This is a genomic window from Streptomyces malaysiensis subsp. malaysiensis, from assembly GCF_040653035.1.
Classification (GTDB): domain Bacteria; phylum Actinomycetota; class Actinomycetes; order Streptomycetales; family Streptomycetaceae; genus Streptomyces; species Streptomyces malaysiensis.
Genome location: NZ_JBEZNG010000009.1, coordinates 272,332 through 294,430 on the forward strand (window position 1 = coordinate 272,332; position 22,099 = coordinate 294,430).

Sequence of the window (22,099 nt, forward strand, 5' to 3'; positions counted from 1 at the left end):
CCTCAACGGCCCCGGTACACCGGGGGCCGGCGCTCGACGAAGGCGCGGACGCCCTCCTGCGCGTCGGCCGTGGTCATGTTGATCTCCTGTGCCGCCGCCTCGGCGGCGAACGCGTCCGGGCGGCCTGCCTCCAGGGAGGCGTTCACCAGCGCCTTGGTGAGGGCGAGGGCGCGGGTGGGGCCGGCGGCGAGGCGCTCGGCCCAGGCGCGGGCGGTCTTGGCCAGGTCGTCGTCCGGGACGACCCGGTTGACCAGGCCCAGCCGCTCGGCCTCGGAGGCGGGCAGCGCATCGCCGAAGAACATCAGCTCCTTCGCGCGCTGCGGCCCGGTCAGCCGGGGGAGGAGATACGCACCGGCCCCGTCGGGGACCAGACCGCGGCGGATGAACACCTCGATGAAGACGGCGGATTCGGCGGCCAGCACCAGATCGCAGGCGAGGGCGAGATGGGCGCCGAGCCCGGCCGCGGTGCCGTTGACGGCGGCGATCACCGGCTTCTCGCAGTCGAGGACGGCGCTGATGAGCCGCTGCGCCCCGCTCCGGATCAGCCGGGCGACATCGCCCGCGACGCGTTCCGCCCCGGCCGGTGCGGAACGCAGATCCGCTCCCGCGCAGAAGCCCTTGCCGGTGGCGGTCAGCACGACGGCCCGGACGGCCGGGTCCGCGGAGGCGTGGTCCAGCAGTGAAATCAGGTGTTCTCGCTGGTCGGGGGTGATGGCGTTCATCGCCGCGGGACGGTTGAGCGTGATCCACGAGACGCCGTTGTCAGTGGTGTGCCGTAGAACGGAGTCACGTGGTTCTTCAACGGGGGAAGAGGTCATGGGAACGCTCCATGGGTCAGCGGCAGATCGCCAGCGCGTCCAGCGCCACGGCGCCTTGGCCGCGTTCCAGCACCATCAGCGGATTGACGTCGAGTTCGGCGAGGTGGTCCCCGAGCTCCAGGGCCATGCGCTGGACGCGCAAGATGACCTCCACGAGCGCGTCCACATCGGCCGGGGGAGCCCCGCGCACACCGTCGAGGAGGGCACGGCCGCGCAGCTCGGCGAGCATCGCGCGCGCCTGGTCCTCGCCGAACGGGGGGACGCGTACGGCGGCGTCCCGCAACACCTCGACGAGCACACCCCCTATTCCCACGGTCACGGTCGGGCCGAAGAGGGCGTCCTGGCTCATGCCGACGACCATCTCCACCCCGCGCTCGACCATCTGGCAGACCAGTACCCCGTCCAGCTCGACGCCTTCGTAGCGGGCGATGTCGGTGAGCTCCCGATAGGTGTCGCGGACCTGGCTGGCCGAGGTCAGGCCCAGCCGGACCAGCCCCAGCTCGGTCTTGTGGGCGAGCTGCGGCGCGGACGCCTTCATGACGACGGGGTAGCCCACCAGACCGGCGGCGCGGACGGCCGCGGCCGCGCTGGTCACCAACTGCTCGCGGGGCACCCTGATGCCGTACGCCCGCAGCAGTTGTTTCGCCGCGTGCTCGCTCAGTTGGTCTCCTGGGCGCAGCAGGTCGCGCACCTTGCGCAGGGAGGGGGACGGGGTGCGCGGGGCGTCCTCGAAGGGGGAGCGGTAGGAGGCCGTGAAGCGGTGGTGGCCCAGATAGGCGCGCACGGCGGTGACGCAGTTGGCGAACGTACGGAAGGTGGCCACACGGGAGGAGCCCAGCAGCGTGGTGCGGTAGGCGTCCTCGGTGCCGACCGGCGAGCCCCACACCACGCACACCAGCTTGTCCGTCTGCTCCGCCGCGTCCACCAGATCCTGCGCCAGCTTGTCGCTCATGGGCGGGAAGGGGCCGGTGATCGGGCAGATCAGCACGCCCACGGCGGGATCGGCCAGGATGGCGTCGATGATCTTGCGGCCGCGCCAGTCGCCGACCGGATGGCCGCCGTTGTCGACCGGATTGGCCACGCTGAGATCGCCCGGTATCCACTGGTGGAGCTCGGTCTGCTTCTCGGGGGAGAGGGTGGGCAGGGGAAGTCCCGCTGCCGTGGCGAGGTCGGAGAAGTGGGCCCCGGTACCCCCGGAGATCGAATACACCACGACGCCCTCGGCGAGCGGCGGGCGGGCGCGGGCGAGCAGCGCCGCCGTGTCCTGAAGCTCGTCCAGGCCGTCCACGCGGATCACGCCGAACTGCCGCATGGCCGCGTCCACCACCGCGTCCGAGCCGGTCAGCTTGCCGGTGTGGGAGGCGGCGGTGCGGGCGCCGGTCTCGGTGCGGCCGACCTTCACAGCGACGACGGGCACCTTGGCGCGGGCGGCCCGGTCGGCGGCGAGGAGGAAGCCGCGGCCGTCCTTCAGCCCCTCCGCGTACAGGGCGATGGCGCCGACCTCGGGCCGGGTGGCGAAGTAGGAGATGAAGTCGGCGGTCTCCAGGTCGGCCTCGTTGCCGGTGGGGGCCCAGTGGCTGAGCCGGATGCCGAGTTCCTGGAGGGTGAAGACCGGGCGGCCCTGGTGGCCTGACTGGGTGATGAGGGCGATGGCGGGCCCGTCGAGATCGTCGCGGAACTCCTCGAAGGCGTTGAGGTTGGTGTTGGGGCCGAGCAGCCGCAGCCCGGCGCCGCGGGCCGCGGCGGCCAGCCGGGCCTGGGCGGCGGCGCCCTCGGGGCCGGTCTCGGCGAAGCCGGAGGCGAAGACGACGGCGAACTTCACCTTGCTCCCGTCGAGTTCCTCGATGACCGGGAGCGGGTCGCGGATGAGGAGGACGGCGAGGTCGACGGGTTCGGGCAGCGCGGCCACGGAGGGTACGCATGGGATGCCGAAGACGGTGGGACGGGAGGGATGCACGGGGTGCAGCCGGGCGCCGACGCGTTCGGCCCAGGCCAGGAGCTGGCGGGTGATACCGGTGTTGGGGCGGCCGTCCGCGTCGGAGGCGCCGATGAGGGCCACCGATTCGGGATGGAAGAAGCGGTCCAGATCGGGGACGGCGGAGTGCAGCGGGCGCCCGCTGACGTCCATGTCCTCCGCGTCGTCGGCGGTCCCGCCCGCCGCCTGCCCGCTCTGGATGTGCACGGCCGGGCCGGGGGCCTGCCCGCAGGCGACGGCGCGGGCATGACGGGAGTTGGTGGTCAGGGTGCCGTAGGTCGATCCAAGCATCGGTATCCGCCACTCCTGCTCGTTGGCCAATAGCCGGGTACGTGAACGGGTGGTTCGGCGGCAGAACTGACGCCAAGTCACATTACCCAGTAGTCAGGTTACTGAACTGACGGCCTGTCAGGAATGCTCGGTGCGGGGGGAACACGCAGGGTGACGGCGGGAGTGGCGGAATCGCGCCCGGCCGCTCGCCGAGGGTCATGCCGTCCTGGCGCCGGGTCATGCCGTCGTGCGGGCGATGGTCTTGGCGATCTTCCGGGCGTCGATGGCCAGCTCGCGCAGCATTCCGCTGATCGGGTTCGTATAGCCCGTGAAGTGCAGTCCCGGTGCGGACTTCAGGGTCCGCCGGCCGTGGGTGAGCGGACGGCCGCGTTCGTCGAGCACGTCCAGATGGCCGACCAGTTCCTCGAGGCCGCGCCGGTAGCCGGTAGCGGCGATCACCACGTCGGGGCCGATCCGCGAGCCGTCGGCCAGGACCACCTTGTCCAGATCGAAGGAGTCGACCGCCGAGACCACCTCCACCCGACCTGTCCGCACCGCGTCGACCAGCCCCACGTCCTGGACCGGGATCGCGCCCTGCCGTACGCGGGTGTAGAGCCCGGTGTCGGGCCGGGGCAGACCGTGCTCGGTCAGATCCGGCATGCTCACCCGGCACATCACCCGCGCCGCCCGGTCCACCGCGCGCCGCGGCAGCCTGCGCACCATGATGCCGGTCGCCTGGGCGGGCCAGCCGGCCGTCGAGCGGCGCAGGATATGCGGCACGGTACGGATCGCCAGCCGCACCCGGGCCGCACCGCCCTCGATCAGGTCGACCGCGATCTCCGCGCCCGTGTTGCCGACGCCGACCACCAGTACGTCCCGGCCCTCGTAGGGGCGGGGGTTGCGGTAGTGGGCGGCGTGCAGCAGCTCACCGGTGTAGCCGGTGCGCCCCGGCCAGTCCGGCAGTCGCGGGGTGTGGTTGAAGCCCGTCGCGACGACGACCACGGGCGAGGACGGCGCACGGCCGCCCGTGGCGCGCAGCACCCATGCCGTGTCGTCGGGCGACCGTTCGATACGGGAGACCTCGACCCCCGTGACGACCTCCAGCCGGTGGTGCTCGGCGTAGCGCTCCAGATAGCGCACCACGTTGTCGCGCCCGACCCACCGTCCATAGGAGCGGGGGATCGGTAACCCGGGGAGCGCGGACAGCCTGCGCGTGGTGTGCAGATGCAGCCGCTCGTAGTGGTTCCGCCAGGACGCGGCGACCGAGTCGGACTTCTCCAGGACGACGGCGCGGATCCCGTGTTGGCCGAGCGCGGCGGCGGTGGCGAGTCCGCCCGGTCCACCGCCGATCACATAGACGGGTGAGGACTTCTCGGGGGAGCTGTCGGCCATGCGGGTGAGCGTAGTCGGGGATTTGACGGGTTTCCGTCAAAGATCCGGTCAAAGTGATTCCGAATGCGTTGCGGACAGGTCACGGCGGGTCCGGCGGGCCCGCGCCCTACCCCTTGCGCGTACCGCGCTCGGCCCGTGAAACTGACGTACCGTCAGATTCGCCGGGCTGGGAGAGGTGGGGGACGATGCGGACGATCGGGCTCAGCGGGGCCGAATGGCTCGCCGTACTGCGCATCGGACTCGGCCTGTGGTGGCTCGAAAGCTGGCGGCACAAGAACAAGAAGGACTGGTTCGAACGCGGCACCGGTATCGGCTGGGCGGTGGGTGTGGCCGCCAAGCACCGCTGGGCGTTCGTCCGTGGCGGCTTCGACGCGGTGGTCACCCCCCGTCCCAAGGCCATGGCGTATGTCGTCGTCTACGCCGAACTCGCCCTCGGCCTCGGCCTGACGCTCGGCTTTCTGACCCCCATCGCCCTGATCGGCGCGATCGTGCTCAATCTGCTCTATTTCCTCCTCATGATCCATGACTGGGCGGAGCAGGGGCAGAACTCGATGATGGTGCTGATCTCCGTGGTCGGGCTCTTCGGCATGAGCTGGCAGACCTGGTCGCTGGACGAGGCTTGGGGGCTGTTCCTGTGAGCCCCACGCCCTCCACGCCCCCTACGCGCCCCACGGGCGCCCCGCGCTTCGACCTGCCCGAGATCGACGCCTTCACCCGCCCCTATTGGGACGCCGCCGCCGAGGGCCGGCTGCTGATCCGGCGCTGCGCCGACTGCGGCCGGGCCCACCACTATCCGCGCGAATTCTGCCCGTACTGCTGGGGCGAGGACGTCGTCTGGGAGGAGGCGAGCGGCGCCGCGACGCTCTACACATGGTCCGTGGTGCACCGCAATGACCTGCCGCCGTTCGGCGCCCGCGTCCCGTACACCGCGGCCGTGGTCGACCTCGCCGAGGGGCCGCGGATGATGACCGAGCTCATCGAGGTCCCGGCGAGCGGCCCGCGGGTCGGGATGCGGCTCCGGGTGGCGTTCCGGGCGGCGGAGGCCGCCGATGCCGCCGGGCCCGCCGAGGGGGAGGCTCCGGCCCTTCCCGTCTTCCGGCCGCTGCCTGCTTAGGCTTGCGGCGTGGGCGCCTTACGGTCGCGTCCTTCAACGGTGCACGCCTTACGGTCGCGTCGCCTTCCGTCGCACCGCCTTACGGTCGTCGTCTTATGGCAGGCGTCATACGGCCATGTACCGCCGTCATGGCCACAGCAGCTCGCGCCGCCAGCCGCCGGGCTCCTCGGGGGCACGGAGGTAGCGGACGCGTACATGCCGCCGCCGCGCCTCCTCCTGGTAGAACTCGACCTCGTCCGCCTCCAGGACGTACAGGGTCCAGGTGGGTGCGGTCGCGTCCGGTTCGCGTCCGGCCCGCTCGTACGCCGCCTCGAAGGCCCGTAGCAGCTCGTCGTACGAGCCGAGCGTCTCGCTCTGCCGTCCGCTCCCGGCCAGCGCCGCCGCGAGCGCCGCGGGGGACCGGCCGCGCAGATCGGCGGCGCTGGCTTCCGGCCCGGCCTCGCGAACCCGCCCGCTGACGCGCACCTGACGGCCCGGCCGCATCCAGTGGAACGCGAGCGAGGCGTACGGGTTCTCGGTCAGCTCCCGGCCCTTACGGCTGGTGCGATGCGTACCGAAGTGCCAGCCGCGCTCATCGGCGTCGTGCAGCATCACCGTGCGCTGGGACGGGCGGCCATCGGCGCCCGCGGTGGCCAGGGTCATGGTGTGCGGGCCGGGTTCCCCCGACTCGGCGGCCTCCCGCAGCCATCGCCGGAAGAGCGGTAGCGGTGCGTCCGGGGCCGTGTCCGGGTCGAAGACGGGCAGATCGCCCGCATGCGGTACGCGCAGGCCGCGCAACAGTGCGCGGAATGCCTCGGCCTCATCCTGGTCGTCGCTCATCGGCTCCCCATCCGATCACCCACGAGGGGCCGGGGCAAGCGGAGGTGTATGGAGGGGCGGTGCGGGCGAGTACGTAAGGCGGGGGCGGTCGAGTACGCACGGCGGGGGCAGGCGAGTACGCACGGCTGGGGCGGGCCGGGCCGTTCCCGGCTGCCGAGTCTGTCCCGGCGCCCGCATGGGCCCCGTCAGCCGCGTGGCCCCGTCAGCCGCGGCCCAGGACGACCGTGCCCGCCGAGCAGAACCAGCCACCCGTCCCCGACGCCACGGCCAGCTCCGGCAGCCGTCCGCCCGCCTTGCGCACCTGTCGCTCCCCGGCCTCGCCGCGCAGCTGCCGTACCGCCTCGACCAGCAGGAACAGTCCGCGCATCCCCGGGTGGCAGGCGGAGAGACCGCCGCCGTCGGTGTTGGTCGGCAGCTCACCGTCCCGTGTCAGCCGCCCCTTCGCCACGAACGCCCCGCCCTCGCCCTTGGCGCAGAAGCCGAGGTCCTCGAGGGTCACCAGGGTCATATAGGTGAAGGCGTCATAGAGCTCGGCCACATCGATGTCCGACGGCCGGACGCCCGCCCGTGCGAAGGCCGCCCGCCCCGAGGCCGAGGCCGGGGAGACCGTGAAGTCCTCCCATTCGGACATGGTGGTGTGCGAGACGGCCGTGCCCGAACCCAGCACCCACACCGGGGGCTTCGCCGTGTCCGGTACGTACTCCTCGGCCGCGAGCAGCACCGCGCAGCCGCCGTCCGAGCGGATGCAGCAGTGCAGCTTGGTGAAGGGGTCGGCGATCATCGGGCCGCTCAGGACGTCATCGATCGTGATCGGCTCGCGAAACATCGCATCCGGATTGTGCCCGGCATTGATACGCGCCTGAACGGCGATGTCCGCCAGCTGCTCAAGTGTGGTGCCGTACTCATGCATATGGCGGCGCGCGGCCATCGCGTACTTGGCGACCAGCGTATGACCGTACGGCACCTCGAACTGAAGCGGTCCGCGCGCCCCGAAGGAGAGGTTCGAGGTGCGGCGGCCCGCGCGGATGTCGGCGCGTGCGGTCGAGCCATAGACGAGCAGGACGGCGCGGGCGTGCCCGGCGGCGATCGCGTCCGCCGCGTGCGCCGCCATGACCTCCCAGGTGGAGCCGCCCACGGCCGTCGAGTCGAGCCAGGTCGGCCGCAGCCCCAGATACTCGGCCACCTCGACCGGTGCGAGGGTGCCGAGCCCCGCCGAGGCGAAGCCGTCGACGACCGACCGGTCGAGACCGGAGTCGGCGAGGGCCCGGCGGGCGGCCTGGGCGTGGAGGGCGTAGGGGGTGGCCGTGTCGACGCGGCCGCAGTCGGAGAGGGAGACGCCGACGACGGCGACCTTACGGGTGCGCTGCGCTGCGGACGGCATGAATCTGACGGTACATCAGATCTGAGGGAGTGGAAGGGGGCGTATGGCCGAGCGGGCGCGGGGCGCGTAGGCAGGGGGTCGCTCCTCCGGCAGGACCCGGAGGGCAGGGTCCCGCCGGTCCGTGCTCCGGCGGAGCGAACGGGGAGGAACGTGGCGGGGTGCCGGGAGTTTGGCCGTGGATGGGGCGCGGGGGTGGGAAAGTCCGGAGGCCATCCCTAGTATGACGGTCCGTCAGAAACGGAGGTGCTCGCCGATGGATGCCGCGTTCACCGAGGAACAGGACGAGATCCGCCGTACGCTGCGCACACTGCTGCGGGAGCGCTGCGGGCCGGACGAGGTCAAGGCGGCGGTCCATGCCGCGCCCGGCTACGACGAGGCCCTGTGGCGGCAGCTCGCCCGGACGCTCGGGCTGCCCGGCCTCGCCCTCCCGGCGGCGTACGGGGGCGTCGGCTGCGGGGTCACCGAGCTGGCGCTGGCCTGTGAGGAGACCGGGCGCGTGCTGCTCCCCTCGCCGCTCCTGGCCACCGCCGTGTTCGCCGCGCCCCTGGTCGCCGCGCTCGGGACGGAGGAGCAGCGCGCCGAGTTGCTGCCGCGTATCGCGGAGGGCGCCCTTACGGCGGCGCTCGCGGTGCCGGGGCGCGCGCTGCCCGAGGCGCTCGGGCTCGTAGGAGCACGGGACGGCGCGCGGGACGACGTGTGGGACGGCGCGCAGGCCGGTTCGTGGGCCGGTGGGGGGCGCGCCGGAGGTGTCCAGGCGCGCCCGGACAGGGACGAGGGCACGGGGTGGCGGTTGTACGGGCAGGTGGAGCAGGTGCTGGGCGGGCACAGCGCCGAACTGCTGCTGGTCGCCGCCCGCGCCGGGGGCTATGCGCGCGGGCGGACACTGCTGTTCCTGGTTCCGGCCGAGGCGGACGGGCTGGTCCGCACCCGGCTGACCGCGCTCGACGCGACGCGGCCGCAGGCCCGCGTCGAGTTGCGGGACGTCCCGGCCGAGCTGCTGGGCGTGGACGGCGGCGGGAGCGGGAGCGGGGACGAGGCGGCGGAAGCGCTGGCGGCCGTGGGGACGGCGGCCGCGGCCGTGCTCGCCGCCGAGGCCGTGGGGGCGGCGGACGCGGCCCTCGCGCGGACGGTCGACTATGTGCGGGCGCGCGAGCAGTTCGGCCGTCCGATCGGCTCGTTCCAGGCGGTCAAGCACCGGCTGGCGGATGTGTACGTCGCGGTTCAGGCGGCCCGTTCGGCGGCGTACTACGCGGCCTGGGCGGCGGCCCAGGGCGGCGGTGCGGAGAACACGGAGGCCGCGGTCGCGGGCGGGCTCGCGCTCGCCCAGGCGCTGGAGGCGCAGCGCACGGCGGCGGCCGAGGCGGTACAGCTGCATGGCGGTATCGGCTTCACCTGGGAGCATGAGGCGCATCTCTACTTCAAGCGGGCCGCCTCCGACGAGCTGCTCTTCGGCCCCGTCCACCGGCTGCGGGCACGGGCCGCGGAACGGGAGGGACTCTTCGGCGCGGCCGATCGCGCTCCTTACGGCGGCCATGACGGGCGCGGCGGGAACGATGTCCACCGCGGGCGCGATGCCAACGGTGGGCGCGATGCCCAAGGGGTACAAGGGGCGCACGCCGGGCAGGGTCGGCCTGATGGGCCTGATGGGCCTGATGGGCCTGATGGGCCTGATGGGCGGGACGGGCCTGACGGGCCGAGGAAGGCGGTGGCGGTCTGATGGCCGGTTACGGCGTGAGGCTGGTCCGGAAGGTGTCCTCGACCCGCGCCTTCGCCAAGGTCGCGCCCCATGTCATCCCCGCCTTCGACCGCACCGTCCACCGGCTGACCCGGGGCAAGGTGCTGCCGAGCGCGCGGATGCTGCCGGGTGTGATCCTTACCGTGCGCGGCGCGAGGTCGGGGCTTCCCCGCCGTACGCCGCTGGCCTGCATGCCGGAGGACGGCGGCACCTGGATCCTGATCGGGAGCAACTTCGGCCGTCCGGGCCATCCGGCCTGGACCGCGAACCTCCTGAAGCACCCGGACGCGGAGATCAGCTGGCGGGGCCGGGACATCGCCGTCCGGGCGCGGCTGCTGGAGGGCGCCGAGCGCGAGGCGGCCTGGGCGGCCGTGCTCGCCTTCTGGCCGCCGTACGCGGCCTACCAGTCGCGGGTGGAGCGCGAGATCCGCCTCTTCCGCCTCCAGCGCGTCGGGGAGGACTGAACCGGTCCATCGGACGGGGGAGGAACCGGTCCATCGGACGGGGAGGGGCTGAGCCGGTCCGCGATGGCCGCTGACCCGGGTGCGGTGCCCAGCGGCAGGCCCCGGAGGTACGCGCCCAGGGCCTCGCCGGACCATCGGCCCCTCACCTCCCCAGCCCCCAGCACCCGGCTCCTGGCTCCGGCATCCGGCACCCGACTCCCCAGCCCCCAGGCGTGCCCGCGGCCAACCGTGGCCGGTGGGCGCAAACGGCCGCGGCGGATCACTGGGGAGTGATCCGCCGCGGCGTGACAGGACGTGCGGGCCCGGCCGGGGGCCGGCGTGGAGCGGCCGGGGAAGGGGCAGGAGAGGGCCGGGGAAGGGTGCGGATTCGTTACTTCGGGGGTTTGCGCCCGGTGATGCCGAGGTGGACCAGCCAGGTCAGGCTCGGCTTGAGGTCGGCCTGCTTGACGCCCCAGCTCTGGAAGCCCTTCTGGTGCGCCGCGACCGCGGCCAGCATGGCGACCAGCGAGCCCGCGATGGCGCCCGGGTTGAGGTCCTCGTCGATCCGGCCCTTGGCCTGCTGCTCCTTGACGGCCTCCGTCAGGGAGTTGGTGACGGAATTGAGGATTTTCATGCGGATCTTGTAGAACCGCTTGTCACCCTCGGCGGCGCCCAGGTCGACCACCCTCAGGATGGCGTCATGTTTGCGCCAGAAGGAGAGGAACCCCTCGACCAGGTCCTCCGCCGCGGCCGCGCCGGACTTGCCGGCCCATGAGCGGTCGGCGACCAGATCGGTCAGGGTCGCGCCCTCCTTCGCCATCTCCTCGGCGAGCTCGAGGACGGCGCCCTCCACATCGGGGAAGTACTGGTAGAACGTCGCAGGCGAGGTCCCTGCCTTACGTGCGACATCGATGACCTTGACGTCTCGATACGGGGATGTGCTGAGCATCTCGCCGAGGCAGTCGAGCAGCTTCTGCCGCGTCGCCTGCCCGCGACGACCGGCCACCCGCCCGTCGACTGTGCGTACTTGTCCTGTCATGCCGTCAGCTTACCGAGGGGTGATCGGAGCGCGATTCGGCTGCGTGCAAATGGGGTTAGGGCGGGATGGGAGGGTTTGCGAGCCTCGCCGAGCAGGCTGGAATGGCTGATTCCGATCCCTGTCCACAGTCGTCAAGCCCTCAATCACCGCTCACCCACACGTGTGAATCGTGTTATCAACAGCCTGTGGATAACAACGGTGGATGACGGGGTCGGATCCGCCTCGGCGCGGAAAGGATTGGCCAAATATTTCGAGTTCTGGGACGGGCAGACCGGGCGATACCCCGTTAGCGTGGCAAGTGAGGTGAATGAACCAAGTGACCTCAAATACGTGCCAAGCGTCTCCAAACGGGCTGTGAGCAAACCCGCGGGGCCGCGGGCCGGAGGATCGCGAACGAAGGACCAGGAGCCGAGGGCCAAGCACCAAGAACCGACAGCGGGAACCGACAGCGGGAGCCGACAGCCGAGGATCAGAAACCGAGGACCAGTAACCGAGAACCGAGGACCGAGGCGAGGGACGCGAGAGGACCCGGGCCATGGCGGCATTCGCGGAAGGCGTGCCCTGTTGGGCGGATGTGCTGCTGTCCGACCTCGCGGCGGGCCGGCGCTTCTACGGCGAGCTGTTCGGCTGGACCTTCGAGCAGATCGTCACGGACTACGGCTCGTACACCCGGGCCCTCCTCGGCGGTAAGGACGTCGCGGGGCTGGTTCCCAAACCGGACGGCCGGATGCCCACCGTCTGGAACATCTACTTCGCCGCCCGGGACGCCGCCGCGACCGCCGTCCGGATCCGGGAGGCCGGTGGCCGGGTGATCACGCCACCCGTGTGGATCGACGAGTTCTGCGTCATGGCGACGGCCGCCGACCCGGGCGGCGCCGTCTTCGGGATCTGGCAGGCGGGCAGCCACACCGGCTTCGCGCGCCGCGGCGCCCCCGGCTCATACGGCTGGACCGAGGTCCACACCCGTCAGCCGCGCGCCGTGGACGCCTTCTACCGGGCGGTCTTCGGGTACGGGATGGGACCCATGGAGCCCTCGGCCGAGGGCGCGCCGGCCGAGGTGGTCCTGTGGACACCGCGCGGAGAGCCCCCGGATCCCCGTCACGCGATCGGCGGACGCGTGGTGATGGGTGAGGAGTACCCGGCCGTTCTGCCCGCCCACTTCCTGACGTACTTTGTGGTGGCGGATTGCGATCAGACGCTGCGCACGGTCCACAGGCTGGGCGGGCGGGTTCTCAAGACCGCCGAAGATACGCCGTACGGGCGTTTCGCGGTCCTTGTGGACAATCAGGGCGCGGCCTTCGCTGTCATCGATAACTCGACGGTGGGCTGAACCCTGGGTGGAGACTGGGGTATACGGGTCTGAGGGCACTCGGATGATCCTCGGTCGAACCGCGCGGGCCCCGGCTCCGTATCGCCCGATGACACGACGATTCGCCCCCGGGTTCGCAACCGCCGCCTTCGCCAGAGAGAATGCAGGATGCGTGCCGCCGGTTGGTTTGTCGGTGAGACGCTGCACGGGGCTGTATTTTTTCAAGCCCCCACGGGGAGGTGGCAGGCAAGTGGTGGAGCAGCTGACGCAGCACGATCCGAGGCGCATCGGCCCTTTCGAGGTGCTCGGACGTCTCGGCGCGGGCGGCATGGGGCTGGTCTATCTGGCCCGCTCGGCATCGGGCCGACGGGTCGCGATCAAGACGGTCCGGACCGAGCTCGCCGAGGACCAGCTGTTCCGTGTCCGTTTCACCCGTGAGGTGGAGGCGGCCCGCGCGGTCAGCGGCTTCTATACGGCCGCCGTCGTGGACGCCGATCCGCGCGCCGCGGTGCCATGGCTGGCCACGGCCTATGTGCCGGCTCCCTCCCTCGAGGAGATCGTCAACGAGTGCGGGCCGATGCCGGCCCAGGCGGTGCGCTGGCTGGCGGCCGGGGTCGCCGAGGCGCTTCAGTCCATCCATGGCGCGGGGCTGGTCCACCGGGATCTGAAGCCGTCCAATGTGCTGGTGGTCGAGGACGGCCCGCGCGTGATCGACTTCGGTATCGCCTCCGGTGTCTCGAACACCCGGCTGACGATGACCAACGTCGCGGTCGGCACCCCCGCTTATATGTCGCCCGAACAGGCGCGCGACTCGCGCAGTGTGACGGGCGCGAGCGATATCTTCTCGCTCGGCTCGACCCTGACCTTCGCGGCCACCGGGCATGCGCCCTTCCACGGCGCCAACCCGGTGGAGACCGTGTTCATGCTGCTGCGCGAGGGCCCCGACCTGGCCGGGCTGCCCGACGAGCTGCGGCCGCTCATCGAGTCGCTCATGCAGATGGAGCCCGAGCGGCGGCCCTCCCCGGCCGATCTCCAGTCCCAGCTGGCCCCGCATCTGTTCGCCTCCAACGCCGACGACAGCGGTACGGCCTCGGCCTGGCTGCCGCCCGGCGCCGTCGCGCTCATCGAGCGCAAGCGCAGCGGCCGCAACCAGGTGCGCGGCTCCTCCCGGCCCGCGGCCGGGGGCGGCCGTCCGGCCGGGAGCGCCGCGGACGCGGGAAACGCGGGGAACGCCGCGGGCGCGGGCAGCCGCCCCTCCGGGCCGCTGCCGCCCGAGCGCCCGTCCACACCGCCGCCCTCGTACGCCCCGGCCGCGGGAGCCGCCGCTGAGGGCCATGGCGGGCGGCACAGCGCCGCCGCTTCCGGGCCCGCCGCCCCGGGCGGCTGGGAGCCCGTGGGCGTGGGCGATCCGCGCGGGGGCCTGCGCGCGCCGGAGGCCGCGAGCCCGCCGAGCGCGCTGGGTTCCATCGGGCCCGGGCGGCACGCCGCCCCGTCCGCCGCCGCGCCCGCTCCGGCACCCGCCGGGACCGACGGGGCGGTGCGGCTGCCCGGTTCGCAGGTGCCGATCGGCCCGGGGCTCCGGGCCGCCGACGCGCGGGACGTACCGCCGCAGCACGGCACCGGGCCGGCCACCGGCTGGGTGCGCCCGCCGGACGGGGTGACGAGCGGAGGGCTGAACGGGGGCGACGGCATGGCCGCCGTCCCGCCGCCGACCCACTCCCCGTCCGCCGCGCCGCCCGAGCCGCCGGCCGGGGCGGCCGGGCACGGCCGCTGGCGCCCGTGGCGGTTCCGCATGTCCAACGATGTCTGGGGCACCCCGGCGGTCGCCGGGGATCTGCTGTACGTGACCTCGTTCGAGGTGCACGCGCTGGATGTGGCCACCGGCAGGCGCCAGTTCAAGACGCGCGACGTGGCGTGGGCGATGGCCGTCGCGGACGGCCGGATCCACGCCTCCGACGGCCCCACGCTGTACGCGCTGGACGCGGAGGACGGCGCCGAGCGCTGGCGGCTGTCGACCGACGGCTGGGTCTACTCCCTCAAGGTCGACCGCGGCACGGTCGTCACCGGGACCCGCGGCGGTGGCGTCCAGGCGTGGGAGGCGGCCAACGGCGAGCTGCTGTGGGAGATGCAGGGCCTCCAGACCGACTTCGAGACGCCCGAATCCGGCCCGGTCGTCCACGACGGCACGGTGTATGTGTGGGCGGACGCGCGGCTGCGCGCCCTCGAGGCGCGCACCGGCGCGGAGCGCTGGTCGTATCCGGTGGGCGACGCGGCGTCGTGCGGCGGGGTGCCGCTGCGGCTGCTGGCGGCGCCCGACGGGGCGGTCTATGTCTCGGCGGGGACGCGGGTGCTGGCGCTCGATGCCGCGCGAGGGGATGTGCGGTGGCGTTTCGAGGCGCCCGCCGTCTTCCTGTGCGCCCCCGCGTACGCGCCGGGGCCCGCGGTGACCGGCGGCGGTATCTACATCGCCGACTATCTGGGCACGGTGTACGCGCTGGACGCGGCGAACGGCCGCGACCGCTGGCGTATCGCGACCGAGGCCCGGCAGTCGATCGAGCCGGTGCTGGTGGCCGATGGCTCGGTCCATCTGGGCAGCGGCGGCGCGCTCTACACGCTCGACGCGGTCACCGGCACGCCCAAGTGGCGGTTCGCGGCGGGCGGCGAGGTCATCGGCTCGCCGGTGGTCGCCGACGGGCGGGTCCACTTCGGCTCGGCCGACCACTGCCTCTACACGGTGGACGCGGCGGGCGGACAGCTGCGCTGGAAGCTGGCGACCGGCGGTGAGATCACCGGATCCCCGGTGGCCGCCGCGGGCGTGGTGTACGCGTGCAGCAAGGACCGCTGTGTGTACGCGCTGGACGCGGTCAAGGGCACGGGCCAGTCCCGGCCGTCGGGCGGCCGGGCCTGACCGGGCTTCAGGGCGGCGCGGCGACGCGCTGGGGACGACTCGGCGTAGGCCGTGCCCCGACCTGCCGTGGGCTGCGCCCCGGCCTGTCGTAGGCCCCTCCGCGTCCCGGCCTGCCCTGGGCCGCGCCCGGCCGCTCGTGGGCCGTGCCTCGGTCTGTCGTAGGCCGCTCCGAGTCCCGGCCTGTTGTAGGCCGTGCCTCGGTCTGTCGTAGGCCGAGTCCCGGCTGATCGTGGGTCCGAGCCCCAGCCCGTGTCCCGGCCGGTCGGGGCCGTGTCCCTGACAATTCCTGCTACGGTTGCGGGCGTTCATCGACCTCCTGGGAGCCGGGAGGTCGATGGGTAACTCTGCGCGGTCTTCGGGGGACGGGGGTCTGGGATGCGGCGTGGTCTACGGCTGGCGGCCGTGCTCATCGCGGTGCTGGTGGCGCTGACCGGGTTCAAGGGCCGCGGGCATGGCCATGGGGGTGGCGGAGGCGGCTGTTCCAGCTCCTCCTCGCACCACTCGGGGTCGGGTTCCGGTTCCGGCTCCGGCGGCTACTCGGACTCCGACGACGAGAGCTCCACCACCGGTTCGGGCTCCGGCGGTTCCCGCTACCGCGACTACGACGATGACGACTACGGCGACAGCGCGTCCAGCGGCTCCTCGGGCGGCTCCGCGTCGTCATCCGAGCCCGAGGCGACCGTCGTCACCTGCGCGGGCAAGGACAAGAGCGGCCGTCCGGCGGCGACGGTGAAGGTGCGCAACCGCTCCGGCACGGCCGAGAGCTACCTCGTCGACATGAGCTTCAAGGACCGGCAGGGCTCGACCCTCACCTCCGGCCGCGCCGATGTGCGGGTCCCCGCGGGGCGGTCGAGGACCGTACGGGTGCCGCTCGACGATCCCTCGCTCGCGGGAACCGTGGTGCGCTGTGAGGTCGTCTCCGTCCTCTGAGAGCCAGGACAGGCGCGCTTCCATGTGACTTTGGGGTACGAAAGCCCGTTGCTAGGGTGGCGTGCACTTGTCAACAGGCCATGTTTGGCTTGAAAGTGCATTTTCAACGGGGGTAATACCATGCAACGCCGCTCCATGCGCATATGCGCCGTCGCCCTGGTCGGGCTCATCGCGCTGACCGGCTGCGGAAAGAAGAAGGGCGGAAGCCACGACGGTGGCCTCGGGGGGTTCGTCTCGGGCGGGAGCGGCGGCGAGAACCCGGCGTCCGGCCCCACCGACCTCCCCAGCGGTCTGCCCACCGACCTGCCCAGCGGCGCACCTTCCGATCTGCCGTCCTACGACGCCCCGACGCCGTCGTACACCTACTCGGCGCCGCCCACCTACAACTCGGACGGCACGAACGACATCACCGCCAGCGGCTGCGACTACGACGAGTCGACCCACTCGTTCGAGTACACCCTCAACGTCAGGAACCCCGAGACGCAGTCCATGCGCTACTCGATCACCATCCAGTGGGACAACCAGGACGGCAGCGGTCTGCTGGGCTCCGACTACCAGTCCATCACGGTGTCCTCCGGCAGCAGCCAGACGGTGAACGCCACCTCCTACCGCTACCTCAGCCAGCAGACGTCCTTCACCTGCAAGGTCACCTCGGCGCTCAAGTACCCGAGCTGACCGGGGACCGGCTGCCCCCGGCGGTCATCGGTTGCTGAGCAGCCCTCACCGCGTACGGAAGCCGGGCGTACGGGCCGCGAAGAGCGCGGCCTGGCGCCCCGGCGGCAGATTGCCCAGCGCGATCAACTGCGGGGCCTGTGCGAGCGCCTGGGCCAGCGCCGCCTCCTTCGCCGCCCACAGCGCTCTTACGGTCCCCTGCACCGCCTCCGTCGGATACGACGCGATGACCGACGCCGCGCGCATGGCCGCCGTAAGGGCTTCACCGGCCGGGGCCACCTCGCTGACCAGGCCCGTCTCATACGCCCGTTGGGCCGAGAGCCGCTCCGCCGTCCCCATCAGCGCCATCCGCGCGACCTCGCCCATGGGCATCCGCCGCGCCATATGGATGGCCTCGTAGGCGCTGACCATCCCATAGCTGGTGTGCGGATCGAAGAAGGTCGCGGTCTCGTCGGCGACGATGAACTCGGCCTCGCCCAGCAGATAGAACGCCCCGCCGCACGCCATCCCGGCCACCGCCGCGACCACCGGCTTCCACAGGTCGTTCGCCTTGGGCCCCACGGTGCGCAGCGGATCGTCCATCGCGTAGGGTGACGGCGGCTGCGCTACCTCCACCGAGCGGTCGATACCGGTGCTGAAGGCCCGGCCGCCCGCGCCGGTGAGGACGACGGCCCGGACCGTGTCGTCCTGGCGGAAGCGCCGCCATACGGCGGTCAGTTCCGCGGCCGTCTCCAGGTCGATGGCGTTGTGCCGCTCCGGCCGGTCGAGGGTGACGACCGCGACCCCGCTCTGCTCCACCTCCGTACGGACGGTCATGGCCGCTCCAGCAGCCAGCGCACCACCGTGAGCCCGCCGTCCGTCTCATGGAAGGCGGCCTTCACGGGCGCGCCGATGCGGATCCGCTCGGGCGGGACCGAGTTCAGCGCGGCGTCCGCGGAGGCGACCAGATTGCCCACCAGCCGGATGCGCGGGGCGTCCACGAGCTCCACGAGGACGACGTTGTACGGCGCCTGCGCCGCGTAGGCGGGCAACAGCGGTGGATGGGGCAGAACGTACGACCAGATCCGGCCACGGCCGCTGAACTTTTTCCACAGGCTCTCGAAGGACTGGCAGTGGGGGCAGCAGGGCCGGGGCGGAAAGCGGGTTTCACCGCAGCCGGCACAGCACTGGACGCGCAGTTGGCCGCGTGCCGCGTAGGCGAAGAACGGTGCCCCGTCGTCGTCGGGTACGGGGGCAAGCAGCCCGTCGGCCCGCTCGTCCCCGCCGCCTGTGGTCGTCGTCGTGTCCCTCGTCGTGTCCGTCTCTGTCATGGCGTCGGTCAACTCCTCAGCAGCAGGGCCGATGTGGGAACCCCCTCACCCGCCGTGACCAGGCAGGTCGTGGCGCCGGGGACCTGGGCGGTGCCGGTGCCGCGCAGCTGTCTGACCCCCTCGGTGATGAGGTTGAAGCCATGGACGTACGCCTCGCTCAGCCCGCCTCCGCCGGTGTTGAGCGGCAGCCGTCCGCCGATCTCCAGGGCGCCCCCCTCGGTGAAGGCGGCGCCCTCGCCGCGGGCGCAGAAGCCGTAGCCCTCCAGGGAGAGCGGGATCAGCGGGGTGAACGCGTCGTAGATCTGCGCGACATCCACATCCTGCGGTCCGAAGTCGGCGGTTTTCCACAGCCGTCGGGCGGCGGTCCAGGAGGGGCCGGTGAGCGGATCGTCGTTCCAGTAGTTGACCATCCCGTGGTGCTGGGCGGGCAGCCCCTGGGCGGCGGAGTGGACGTACACGGGTCGTCGCCGGCAGTCGCGCGCCCGCTCGGCCGACACCAGCACACAGGCCAGCGCGCCATCGGTCTCCAGGCAGTTGTCGAAGAGGCAGAGCGGTTCGCTGATCCAGCGCGCGGTCATATACATCTCGCGGGTCAGCGGTCGGTCGTACATCATCGCGGCGGGGTTCTGATTGGCCCGGTTGCGGCAGGCCAGCGCCACATTGAAGAAGTGATCGCGGGTCGCGCCGAACTCATGCATATAGCGCCGGGCCAGCAGCCCGATCTCATCGGCCGGGCGCAGCAGCCCGTACGGCCGGGTCCACTGGGCCGGGGTGGGCAGCTGCACCCGGGTGTTGGTCCAGGGGCGCCGCCCGCTGCCGCGTTTGCGCGACCGCCAGGCCACCCCGACGCTCGCCTGTCCGGTGGCGATCGCGGCGGCCAGATGTGCGACGGTCGCACAGGAGCCGCCGCCCCCGTAGCCGACCTTGCCGAAGAAGGTCACATCCCCGGCGCCGATGGCCTTGGCGATCTCGACCTCGTCGGTCTCCTCCATGGTGTACGAGGCGAAGGCGTCCACCTCGGACGGGGCGATGCCCGCGTCGTCGAGCGCGGCGAGGATCGCCCGGCAGGCCAGGGCCTTCTCGGACTCGGGGAGGCGTTTGGCGAAGGGCGTCTGCCCGATACCGGCTATCGCCGTCGCGTCCTTCAAGGTCGCCGTCGCACTTGCCGCCCCCATGGCCGCCTCCATCGTCGCGTTCACCGGTGCTGACAGCGGGGAAGGCTACCGCTAATCTGACGGACAGTCAGCTACTGGGGTCGTCCGTCCCGGGTTCCGGGGAGGGGAGCGGTCCGATGAGAAACACCATCCCGGCCCTGATCCGGGCGGCCGTCGAGCGGCACGGCCCGGCCGAGGCCGTCGTCGAGGGCCGCGCCCGGATCTCCTACGCGGAGCTCGGCGCCCGGATCGAACGCGCCGCGGCCGCATGCGTCGCCTCGGGCCTCGAACCGGGCGACCGCGCCGCGATCTGGGCGCCCAACACCACCGACTGGATCGTGGCGGCGCTCGGCGTGGTCACCGCGGGCGGGGTGCTGGTCCCGGTCAACACCCGTTTCAAGGGCGCCGAGGCGGCGTATGTGCTGCGCCGCACCCGGGCCACGCACCTGTTCATCACCGGCACCTTCCTGGGCACCTCCTATGTGGCCTCGCTGCGCCGGGCGGCGGGGGAGGGGACGGGCCGTGGCCCCCTGCCGGGCCTGCCCTATCTGCGGGAGGTGGTCGTCCTCGCCGACAACGGCCCGGAGGACTTCCGCACCTGGCACGACTTCCTGGCGCCGGGCGACGCCGTGCCGCCGGAGAAGGTCCGGGCACGGGCGGAGGCGGTGCGCCCCACGGACCCTTCGGACATCACCTTCACCTCCGGCACCACCGGCCACCCCAAGGGCGTGGTGACCACCCACTCCCAGACCGTGCGCGTCTTCGACACCTGGAGCGAGATCGCGGGGCTGGCGGCGGGCGACCGCTATCTGATCGTGAACCCGTTCTTCCACACCTTCGGCTACAAGGCGGGCATCATCGCCTGTCTGAGCCGCGGTGCCACGATGGTGCCGCAGCCGGTCTTCAGCGTGGAGACCGCGCTGGCCAATATCGCCGCCGAGCGCATCACCGTCCTGCCCGGTCCGCCCACGCTCCACCAGTCCCTGCTCGACCATCCGTCCCGCGCCGCCCACGATCTGTCCACTCTGCGCCTGGTGGTCACGGGCGCCGCCGTCGTCCCGCTGGAACTGGTGGAACGCCTGCGCTCGGAGCTCGGGGTCGCCACCGTTCTGACGGCGTACGGCCTGACGGAGGCGTCCGGCACCGTCACGATGTGCCGCCGCGGCGATCCGCCCGAGGTCATCGCGGGCACGTCGGGCCGCGCGATCCCGCACACCGAGATCAGGATCGCTCACTCCACCGGACGCGAGCTCCCGCCGGGCCGGGCGGGCGAGATCTGGGTCCGCGGCTACCACATCACCCCCGGCTACTTCGAGGACCCGATCGCCACGTCCCGCGCCATCACCCCCGACGGGTGGCTGCGGACGGGCGATGTCGGGGTGATGGACGAGCAGGGGAATCTGCGCATCACCGACCGGATCAAGGACATGTTCATCGTCGGCGGCTTCAACGCCTACCCCGCCGAAATCGAGCAACTCATCGCCCGCCACCCCGATGTGGCCGACGTCGCCGTGGTCGGCATCCCGGACGCGCGCCTGGGCGAGGTGGCCAAGGCGTACGCGGTCCGCCGCCCGGAGTCGACGCTCACGGCGGACGACCTGATCGCCTGGTCACGCCGGGAGATGGCCAACTACAAGGTGCCCCGGCAGGTGGAGTTCCTGTCCGAGCTGCCGCGCAACGCCAGCGGCAAGGTCCTCAAGGCCAGGCTCCGGGCGGGGCGGTCAGGGGCGTAGGCCCCGCGTCCACCGCATGGGAAGTCCCTCACCTCAGAAGGCCCTCATCCGGGAAGACCCTCATCCCAGAAGACCCTCGTCCGCGAAGGCACTTTTCCGCCAGCCGACTTGCCGGGGTCAAGGCGCTGCCGGCGGGGCATCAACAAGGGGCCGGGCGATTTCGCCCGGCCCCTTCGGCACGCACGAGGTGTCTCGTGGCGCCTACTGCGGGCTGGTGGGGGCATGACCCTCGCCCTGCGGGCCCGGGACGGCAGCAGTGGTGTATTCACCACTGTTCACGCCGACGATAGGAGTGTGACTATCGCTTGCAACCGCGAATGCGGTTGCCTGGCTGGCGGCTCCGACCGCGGCACCTATCGCGATAATCAAGGTCGCGACGCCCTTTGTGGCACGAGTCATTCCGGTTCCTCCGTTACGGGGGGTGATTAACTGTTTTGTACTGCAAATTAACAATGAGGGGTACGTATGTTCGGCCATCTGGCCGGAAGTGGTCGAACCTTGGCGGAAAGGGGGCGCGCCGGTGGTGCGGGAGGGTTGCTCGTCCGAGGGTGCGCCCGCGCAAAGGGGCCGATGCCGATGACTTCCCCTCCGAGTCATCGACATCGGCCCCGCGGTGTTACCTCATGGATATGAGCGACGTTGGGTGCGCGCCTACTGGGGTGCCGAGGGTGTGTGGCCCTCCCCCTCGGCACTCAGCTGCGGCGGTGCCGGAGTGTGGCCCTCGCCCTTGGTGCTCAGTGTGGTCGGCGCGGGCGTGTGCCCTTCGCCCTCGGGGCTCAGCTGCGGCGGAGCCGGTGTGTGGCCCTCGCCCTGCGTGAGCGACTGCGGAGGCGCGGGCGTATGCCCCTCGCCCTGGGTGATCAGCTGCGGCGGTGCGGGCGTGTGCCCTTCGCCCTGGGTGATCAGCTGGGGCGGGGCCGGCGTATGGCCCTCGCCCTGGGTGGTCACCTGTGGAGGCGCTGGGGTGTGGCCCTCGTCCTGTGGAGTAAAGGGCGCCGGGTCGGCCTCCAGCGGCCGGTAGACGTCGGACTCAGGCTTCTTGTCCGTATTTGTCACGATCAACTCCATCGGATGCTTTGGTCGGTATAGGCCGTTGA

19 protein-coding genes are annotated in these 22,099 nt (G+C 72.0%); 9 read left to right on the forward strand and 10 right to left on the reverse strand.

What is annotated here, in order from left to right; genetic code table 11:
- Window positions 1-2: 2 nt before the first annotated feature.
- The 3 genes from AB0E24_RS20945 to AB0E24_RS20955 form a co-directional block, all read right to left on the reverse strand.
- Complete coding sequence (locus AB0E24_RS20945) at window positions 3-818, reverse strand: enoyl-CoA hydratase/isomerase family protein (protein WP_359378827.1); 816 nt, start codon at window positions 816-818, stop codon at window positions 3-5.
- Between the two features lie 16 nt (window positions 819-834).
- Window positions 835-3,084: an acetate--CoA ligase family protein gene (locus AB0E24_RS20950; RefSeq protein WP_359378830.1), complete on the reverse strand. Its 2,250-nt coding sequence runs from the start codon at window positions 3,082-3,084 to the stop codon at window positions 835-837.
- A 216-nt stretch (window positions 3,085-3,300) separates the two neighbouring features.
- Window positions 3,301-4,455, reverse strand: a complete 1,155-nt coding sequence (locus AB0E24_RS20955; protein WP_093704767.1) for a flavin-containing monooxygenase — start codon at window positions 4,453-4,455, stop codon at window positions 3,301-3,303.
- 185 nt (window positions 4,456-4,640) lie between these two features.
- Here AB0E24_RS20955 and AB0E24_RS20960 point away from each other — a divergent pair, with 185 nt between their 5' ends.
- Together AB0E24_RS20960 and AB0E24_RS20965 are read left to right on the forward strand one after the other, a co-directional pair.
- On the forward strand, window positions 4,641-5,093 hold the full coding sequence (locus AB0E24_RS20960) for a DoxX family protein (RefSeq protein ID WP_079258616.1): 453 nt from the start codon (window positions 4,641-4,643) through the stop codon (window positions 5,091-5,093).
- A complete protein-coding gene (locus AB0E24_RS20965; protein ID WP_232640014.1) occupies window positions 5,090-5,569 on the forward strand; it encodes a Zn-ribbon domain-containing OB-fold protein in 480 nt (159 codons plus the stop codon). Before AB0E24_RS20960 ends, AB0E24_RS20965 begins: the two co-directional genes overlap by 4 nt.
- 126 nt (window positions 5,570-5,695) lie before the next feature.
- Here the strand turns inward: AB0E24_RS20965 and AB0E24_RS20970 are convergent, their stop codons facing one another.
- Both AB0E24_RS20970 and AB0E24_RS20975 read right to left on the reverse strand, forming a co-directional pair.
- Window positions 5,696-6,388 carry a pyridoxine/pyridoxamine 5'-phosphate oxidase gene (locus AB0E24_RS20970; protein WP_359378834.1) on the reverse strand — a complete coding sequence of 231 codons (693 nt, stop codon included), beginning with the start codon at window positions 6,386-6,388 and terminating at the stop codon, window positions 5,696-5,698.
- 202 nt (window positions 6,389-6,590) lie between these two features.
- The gene (locus tag AB0E24_RS20975; protein WP_359378836.1) at window positions 6,591-7,769 is read right to left on the reverse strand and encodes a thiolase C-terminal domain-containing protein; all 1,179 of its coding nucleotides are present in this window, start codon (window positions 7,767-7,769) and stop codon (window positions 6,591-6,593) included.
- Window positions 7,770-8,022: 253 nt separating this feature from the next.
- Between AB0E24_RS20975 and AB0E24_RS20980 the strand changes: the two genes are divergently transcribed.
- Together AB0E24_RS20980 and AB0E24_RS20985 are read left to right on the forward strand one after the other, a co-directional pair.
- Window positions 8,023-9,486 carry an acyl-CoA dehydrogenase family protein gene (locus AB0E24_RS20980; protein ID WP_359378839.1) on the forward strand — a complete coding sequence of 488 codons (1,464 nt, stop codon included), beginning with the start codon at window positions 8,023-8,025 and terminating at the stop codon, window positions 9,484-9,486.
- Window positions 9,486-9,968 carry a nitroreductase family deazaflavin-dependent oxidoreductase gene (locus AB0E24_RS20985; RefSeq protein WP_069865058.1) on the forward strand — a complete coding sequence of 161 codons (483 nt, stop codon included), beginning with the start codon at window positions 9,486-9,488 and terminating at the stop codon, window positions 9,966-9,968. The genes AB0E24_RS20980 and AB0E24_RS20985 overlap by 1 nt, the downstream gene beginning before the upstream one ends.
- A 370-nt stretch (window positions 9,969-10,338) precedes the next feature.
- Here the strand turns inward: AB0E24_RS20985 and AB0E24_RS20990 are convergent, their stop codons facing one another.
- Window positions 10,339-10,986 (reverse strand): TetR family transcriptional regulator, encoded by a 648-nt coding sequence (locus tag AB0E24_RS20990; protein ID WP_351380217.1) that lies wholly within the window; start codon window positions 10,984-10,986, stop codon window positions 10,339-10,341.
- Between the two features lie 535 nt (window positions 10,987-11,521).
- Between AB0E24_RS20990 and AB0E24_RS20995 the strand changes: the two genes are divergently transcribed.
- The 4 genes from AB0E24_RS20995 (at window position 11,522) to AB0E24_RS21010 (ending at window position 16,808) form a co-directional block, all read left to right on the forward strand.
- The gene (locus tag AB0E24_RS20995; protein ID WP_079258621.1) at window positions 11,522-12,316 is read left to right on the forward strand and encodes a VOC family protein; all 795 of its coding nucleotides are present in this window, start codon (window positions 11,522-11,524) and stop codon (window positions 12,314-12,316) included.
- Between the two features lie 229 nt (window positions 12,317-12,545).
- A complete protein-coding gene (gene afsK, locus AB0E24_RS21000) occupies window positions 12,546-15,203 on the forward strand; it encodes a protein serine/threonine kinase AfsK (protein ID WP_351380220.1) in 2,658 nt (885 codons plus the stop codon).
- Window positions 15,204-15,578: 375 nt separating this feature from the next.
- A complete protein-coding gene (locus AB0E24_RS21005; protein ID WP_079258623.1) occupies window positions 15,579-16,133 on the forward strand; it encodes a hypothetical protein in 555 nt (184 codons plus the stop codon).
- A 135-nt stretch (window positions 16,134-16,268) separates the two neighbouring features.
- A complete protein-coding gene (locus tag AB0E24_RS21010) occupies window positions 16,269-16,808 on the forward strand; it encodes a hypothetical protein (protein WP_231981335.1) in 540 nt (179 codons plus the stop codon).
- Window positions 16,809-16,853: 45 nt separating this feature from the next.
- On the opposite strand, the gene AB0E24_RS21015 is transcribed toward AB0E24_RS21010, so the two are convergent.
- The 3 genes from AB0E24_RS21015 to AB0E24_RS21025 are packed head-to-tail and all read right to left on the reverse strand — an operon-like array spanning window position 16,854 to window position 19,290.
- Complete coding sequence (locus AB0E24_RS21015; protein ID WP_069865046.1) at window positions 16,854-17,621, reverse strand: enoyl-CoA hydratase/isomerase family protein; 768 nt, start codon at window positions 17,619-17,621, stop codon at window positions 16,854-16,856.
- Window positions 17,618-18,115: a Zn-ribbon domain-containing OB-fold protein gene (locus tag AB0E24_RS21020; RefSeq protein ID WP_359378846.1), complete on the reverse strand. Its 498-nt coding sequence runs from the start codon at window positions 18,113-18,115 to the stop codon at window positions 17,618-17,620. Before AB0E24_RS21020 ends, AB0E24_RS21015 begins: the two co-directional genes overlap by 4 nt.
- Before the next feature lie 8 nt (window positions 18,116-18,123).
- The gene (locus tag AB0E24_RS21025) at window positions 18,124-19,290 is read right to left on the reverse strand and encodes a lipid-transfer protein (RefSeq protein ID WP_359378849.1); all 1,167 of its coding nucleotides are present in this window, start codon (window positions 19,288-19,290) and stop codon (window positions 18,124-18,126) included.
- 116 nt (window positions 19,291-19,406) lie between these two features.
- Between AB0E24_RS21025 and AB0E24_RS21030 the strand changes: the two genes are divergently transcribed.
- On the forward strand, window positions 19,407-21,002 hold the full coding sequence (locus AB0E24_RS21030) for a FadD3 family acyl-CoA ligase (RefSeq protein ID WP_359378852.1): 1,596 nt from the start codon (window positions 19,407-19,409) through the stop codon (window positions 21,000-21,002).
- Between the two features lie 651 nt (window positions 21,003-21,653).
- On the opposite strand, the gene AB0E24_RS21035 is transcribed toward AB0E24_RS21030, so the two are convergent.
- The gene (locus AB0E24_RS21035; protein WP_141729788.1) at window positions 21,654-22,058 is read right to left on the reverse strand and encodes a DUF1631 domain-containing protein; all 405 of its coding nucleotides are present in this window, start codon (window positions 22,056-22,058) and stop codon (window positions 21,654-21,656) included.
- Window positions 22,059-22,099: the final 41 nt, after the last annotated feature.

Bases quoted from the DNA above. Each gene is read 5' to 3' on its own strand.
- AB0E24_RS20955 (WP_093704767.1), bottom strand. From the start codon at position 4,455: ATGGCCGACAGCTCCCCCGAGAAGTCCTCACCCGTCTATGTGATCGGC.
- AB0E24_RS20970 (WP_359378834.1), bottom strand. From the start codon at position 6,388: ATGAGCGACGACCAGGATGAGGCCGAGGCATTCCGCGCACTGTTGCGC.
- AB0E24_RS20985 (WP_069865058.1), top strand. From the start codon at position 9,486: ATGGCCGGTTACGGCGTGAGGCTGGTCCGGAAGGTGTCCTCGACCCGC.
- AB0E24_RS20990 (WP_351380217.1), bottom strand. From the start codon at position 10,986: ATGACAGGACAAGTACGCACAGTCGACGGGCGGGTGGCCGGTCGTCGC.
- AB0E24_RS20960 (WP_079258616.1), top strand. From the start codon at position 4,641: ATGCGGACGATCGGGCTCAGCGGGGCCGAATGGCTCGCCGTACTGCGC.
- AB0E24_RS21025 (WP_359378849.1), bottom strand. From the start codon at position 19,290: ATGGGGGCGGCAAGTGCGACGGCGACCTTGAAGGACGCGACGGCGATA.
- AB0E24_RS20980 (WP_359378839.1), top strand. From the start codon at position 8,023: ATGGATGCCGCGTTCACCGAGGAACAGGACGAGATCCGCCGTACGCTG.
- AB0E24_RS21030 (WP_359378852.1), top strand. From the start codon at position 19,407: ATGAGAAACACCATCCCGGCCCTGATCCGGGCGGCCGTCGAGCGGCAC.
- AB0E24_RS20950 (WP_359378830.1), bottom strand. From the start codon at position 3,084: ATGCTTGGATCGACCTACGGCACCCTGACCACCAACTCCCGTCATGCC.
- AB0E24_RS21015 (WP_069865046.1), bottom strand. From the start codon at position 17,621: ATGACCGTCCGTACGGAGGTGGAGCAGAGCGGGGTCGCGGTCGTCACC.
- AB0E24_RS21005 (WP_079258623.1), top strand. From the start codon at position 15,579: ATGCGGCGTGGTCTACGGCTGGCGGCCGTGCTCATCGCGGTGCTGGTG.
- AB0E24_RS20975 (WP_359378836.1), bottom strand. From the start codon at position 7,769: ATGCCGTCCGCAGCGCAGCGCACCCGTAAGGTCGCCGTCGTCGGCGTC.
- AB0E24_RS20995 (WP_079258621.1), top strand. From the start codon at position 11,522: ATGGCGGCATTCGCGGAAGGCGTGCCCTGTTGGGCGGATGTGCTGCTG.
- AB0E24_RS20945 (WP_359378827.1), bottom strand. From the start codon at position 818: ATGACCTCTTCCCCCGTTGAAGAACCACGTGACTCCGTTCTACGGCAC.
- AB0E24_RS21020 (WP_359378846.1), bottom strand. From the start codon at position 18,115: ATGACAGAGACGGACACGACGAGGGACACGACGACGACCACAGGCGGC.
- AB0E24_RS21010 (WP_231981335.1), top strand. From the start codon at position 16,269: ATGCGCATATGCGCCGTCGCCCTGGTCGGGCTCATCGCGCTGACCGGC.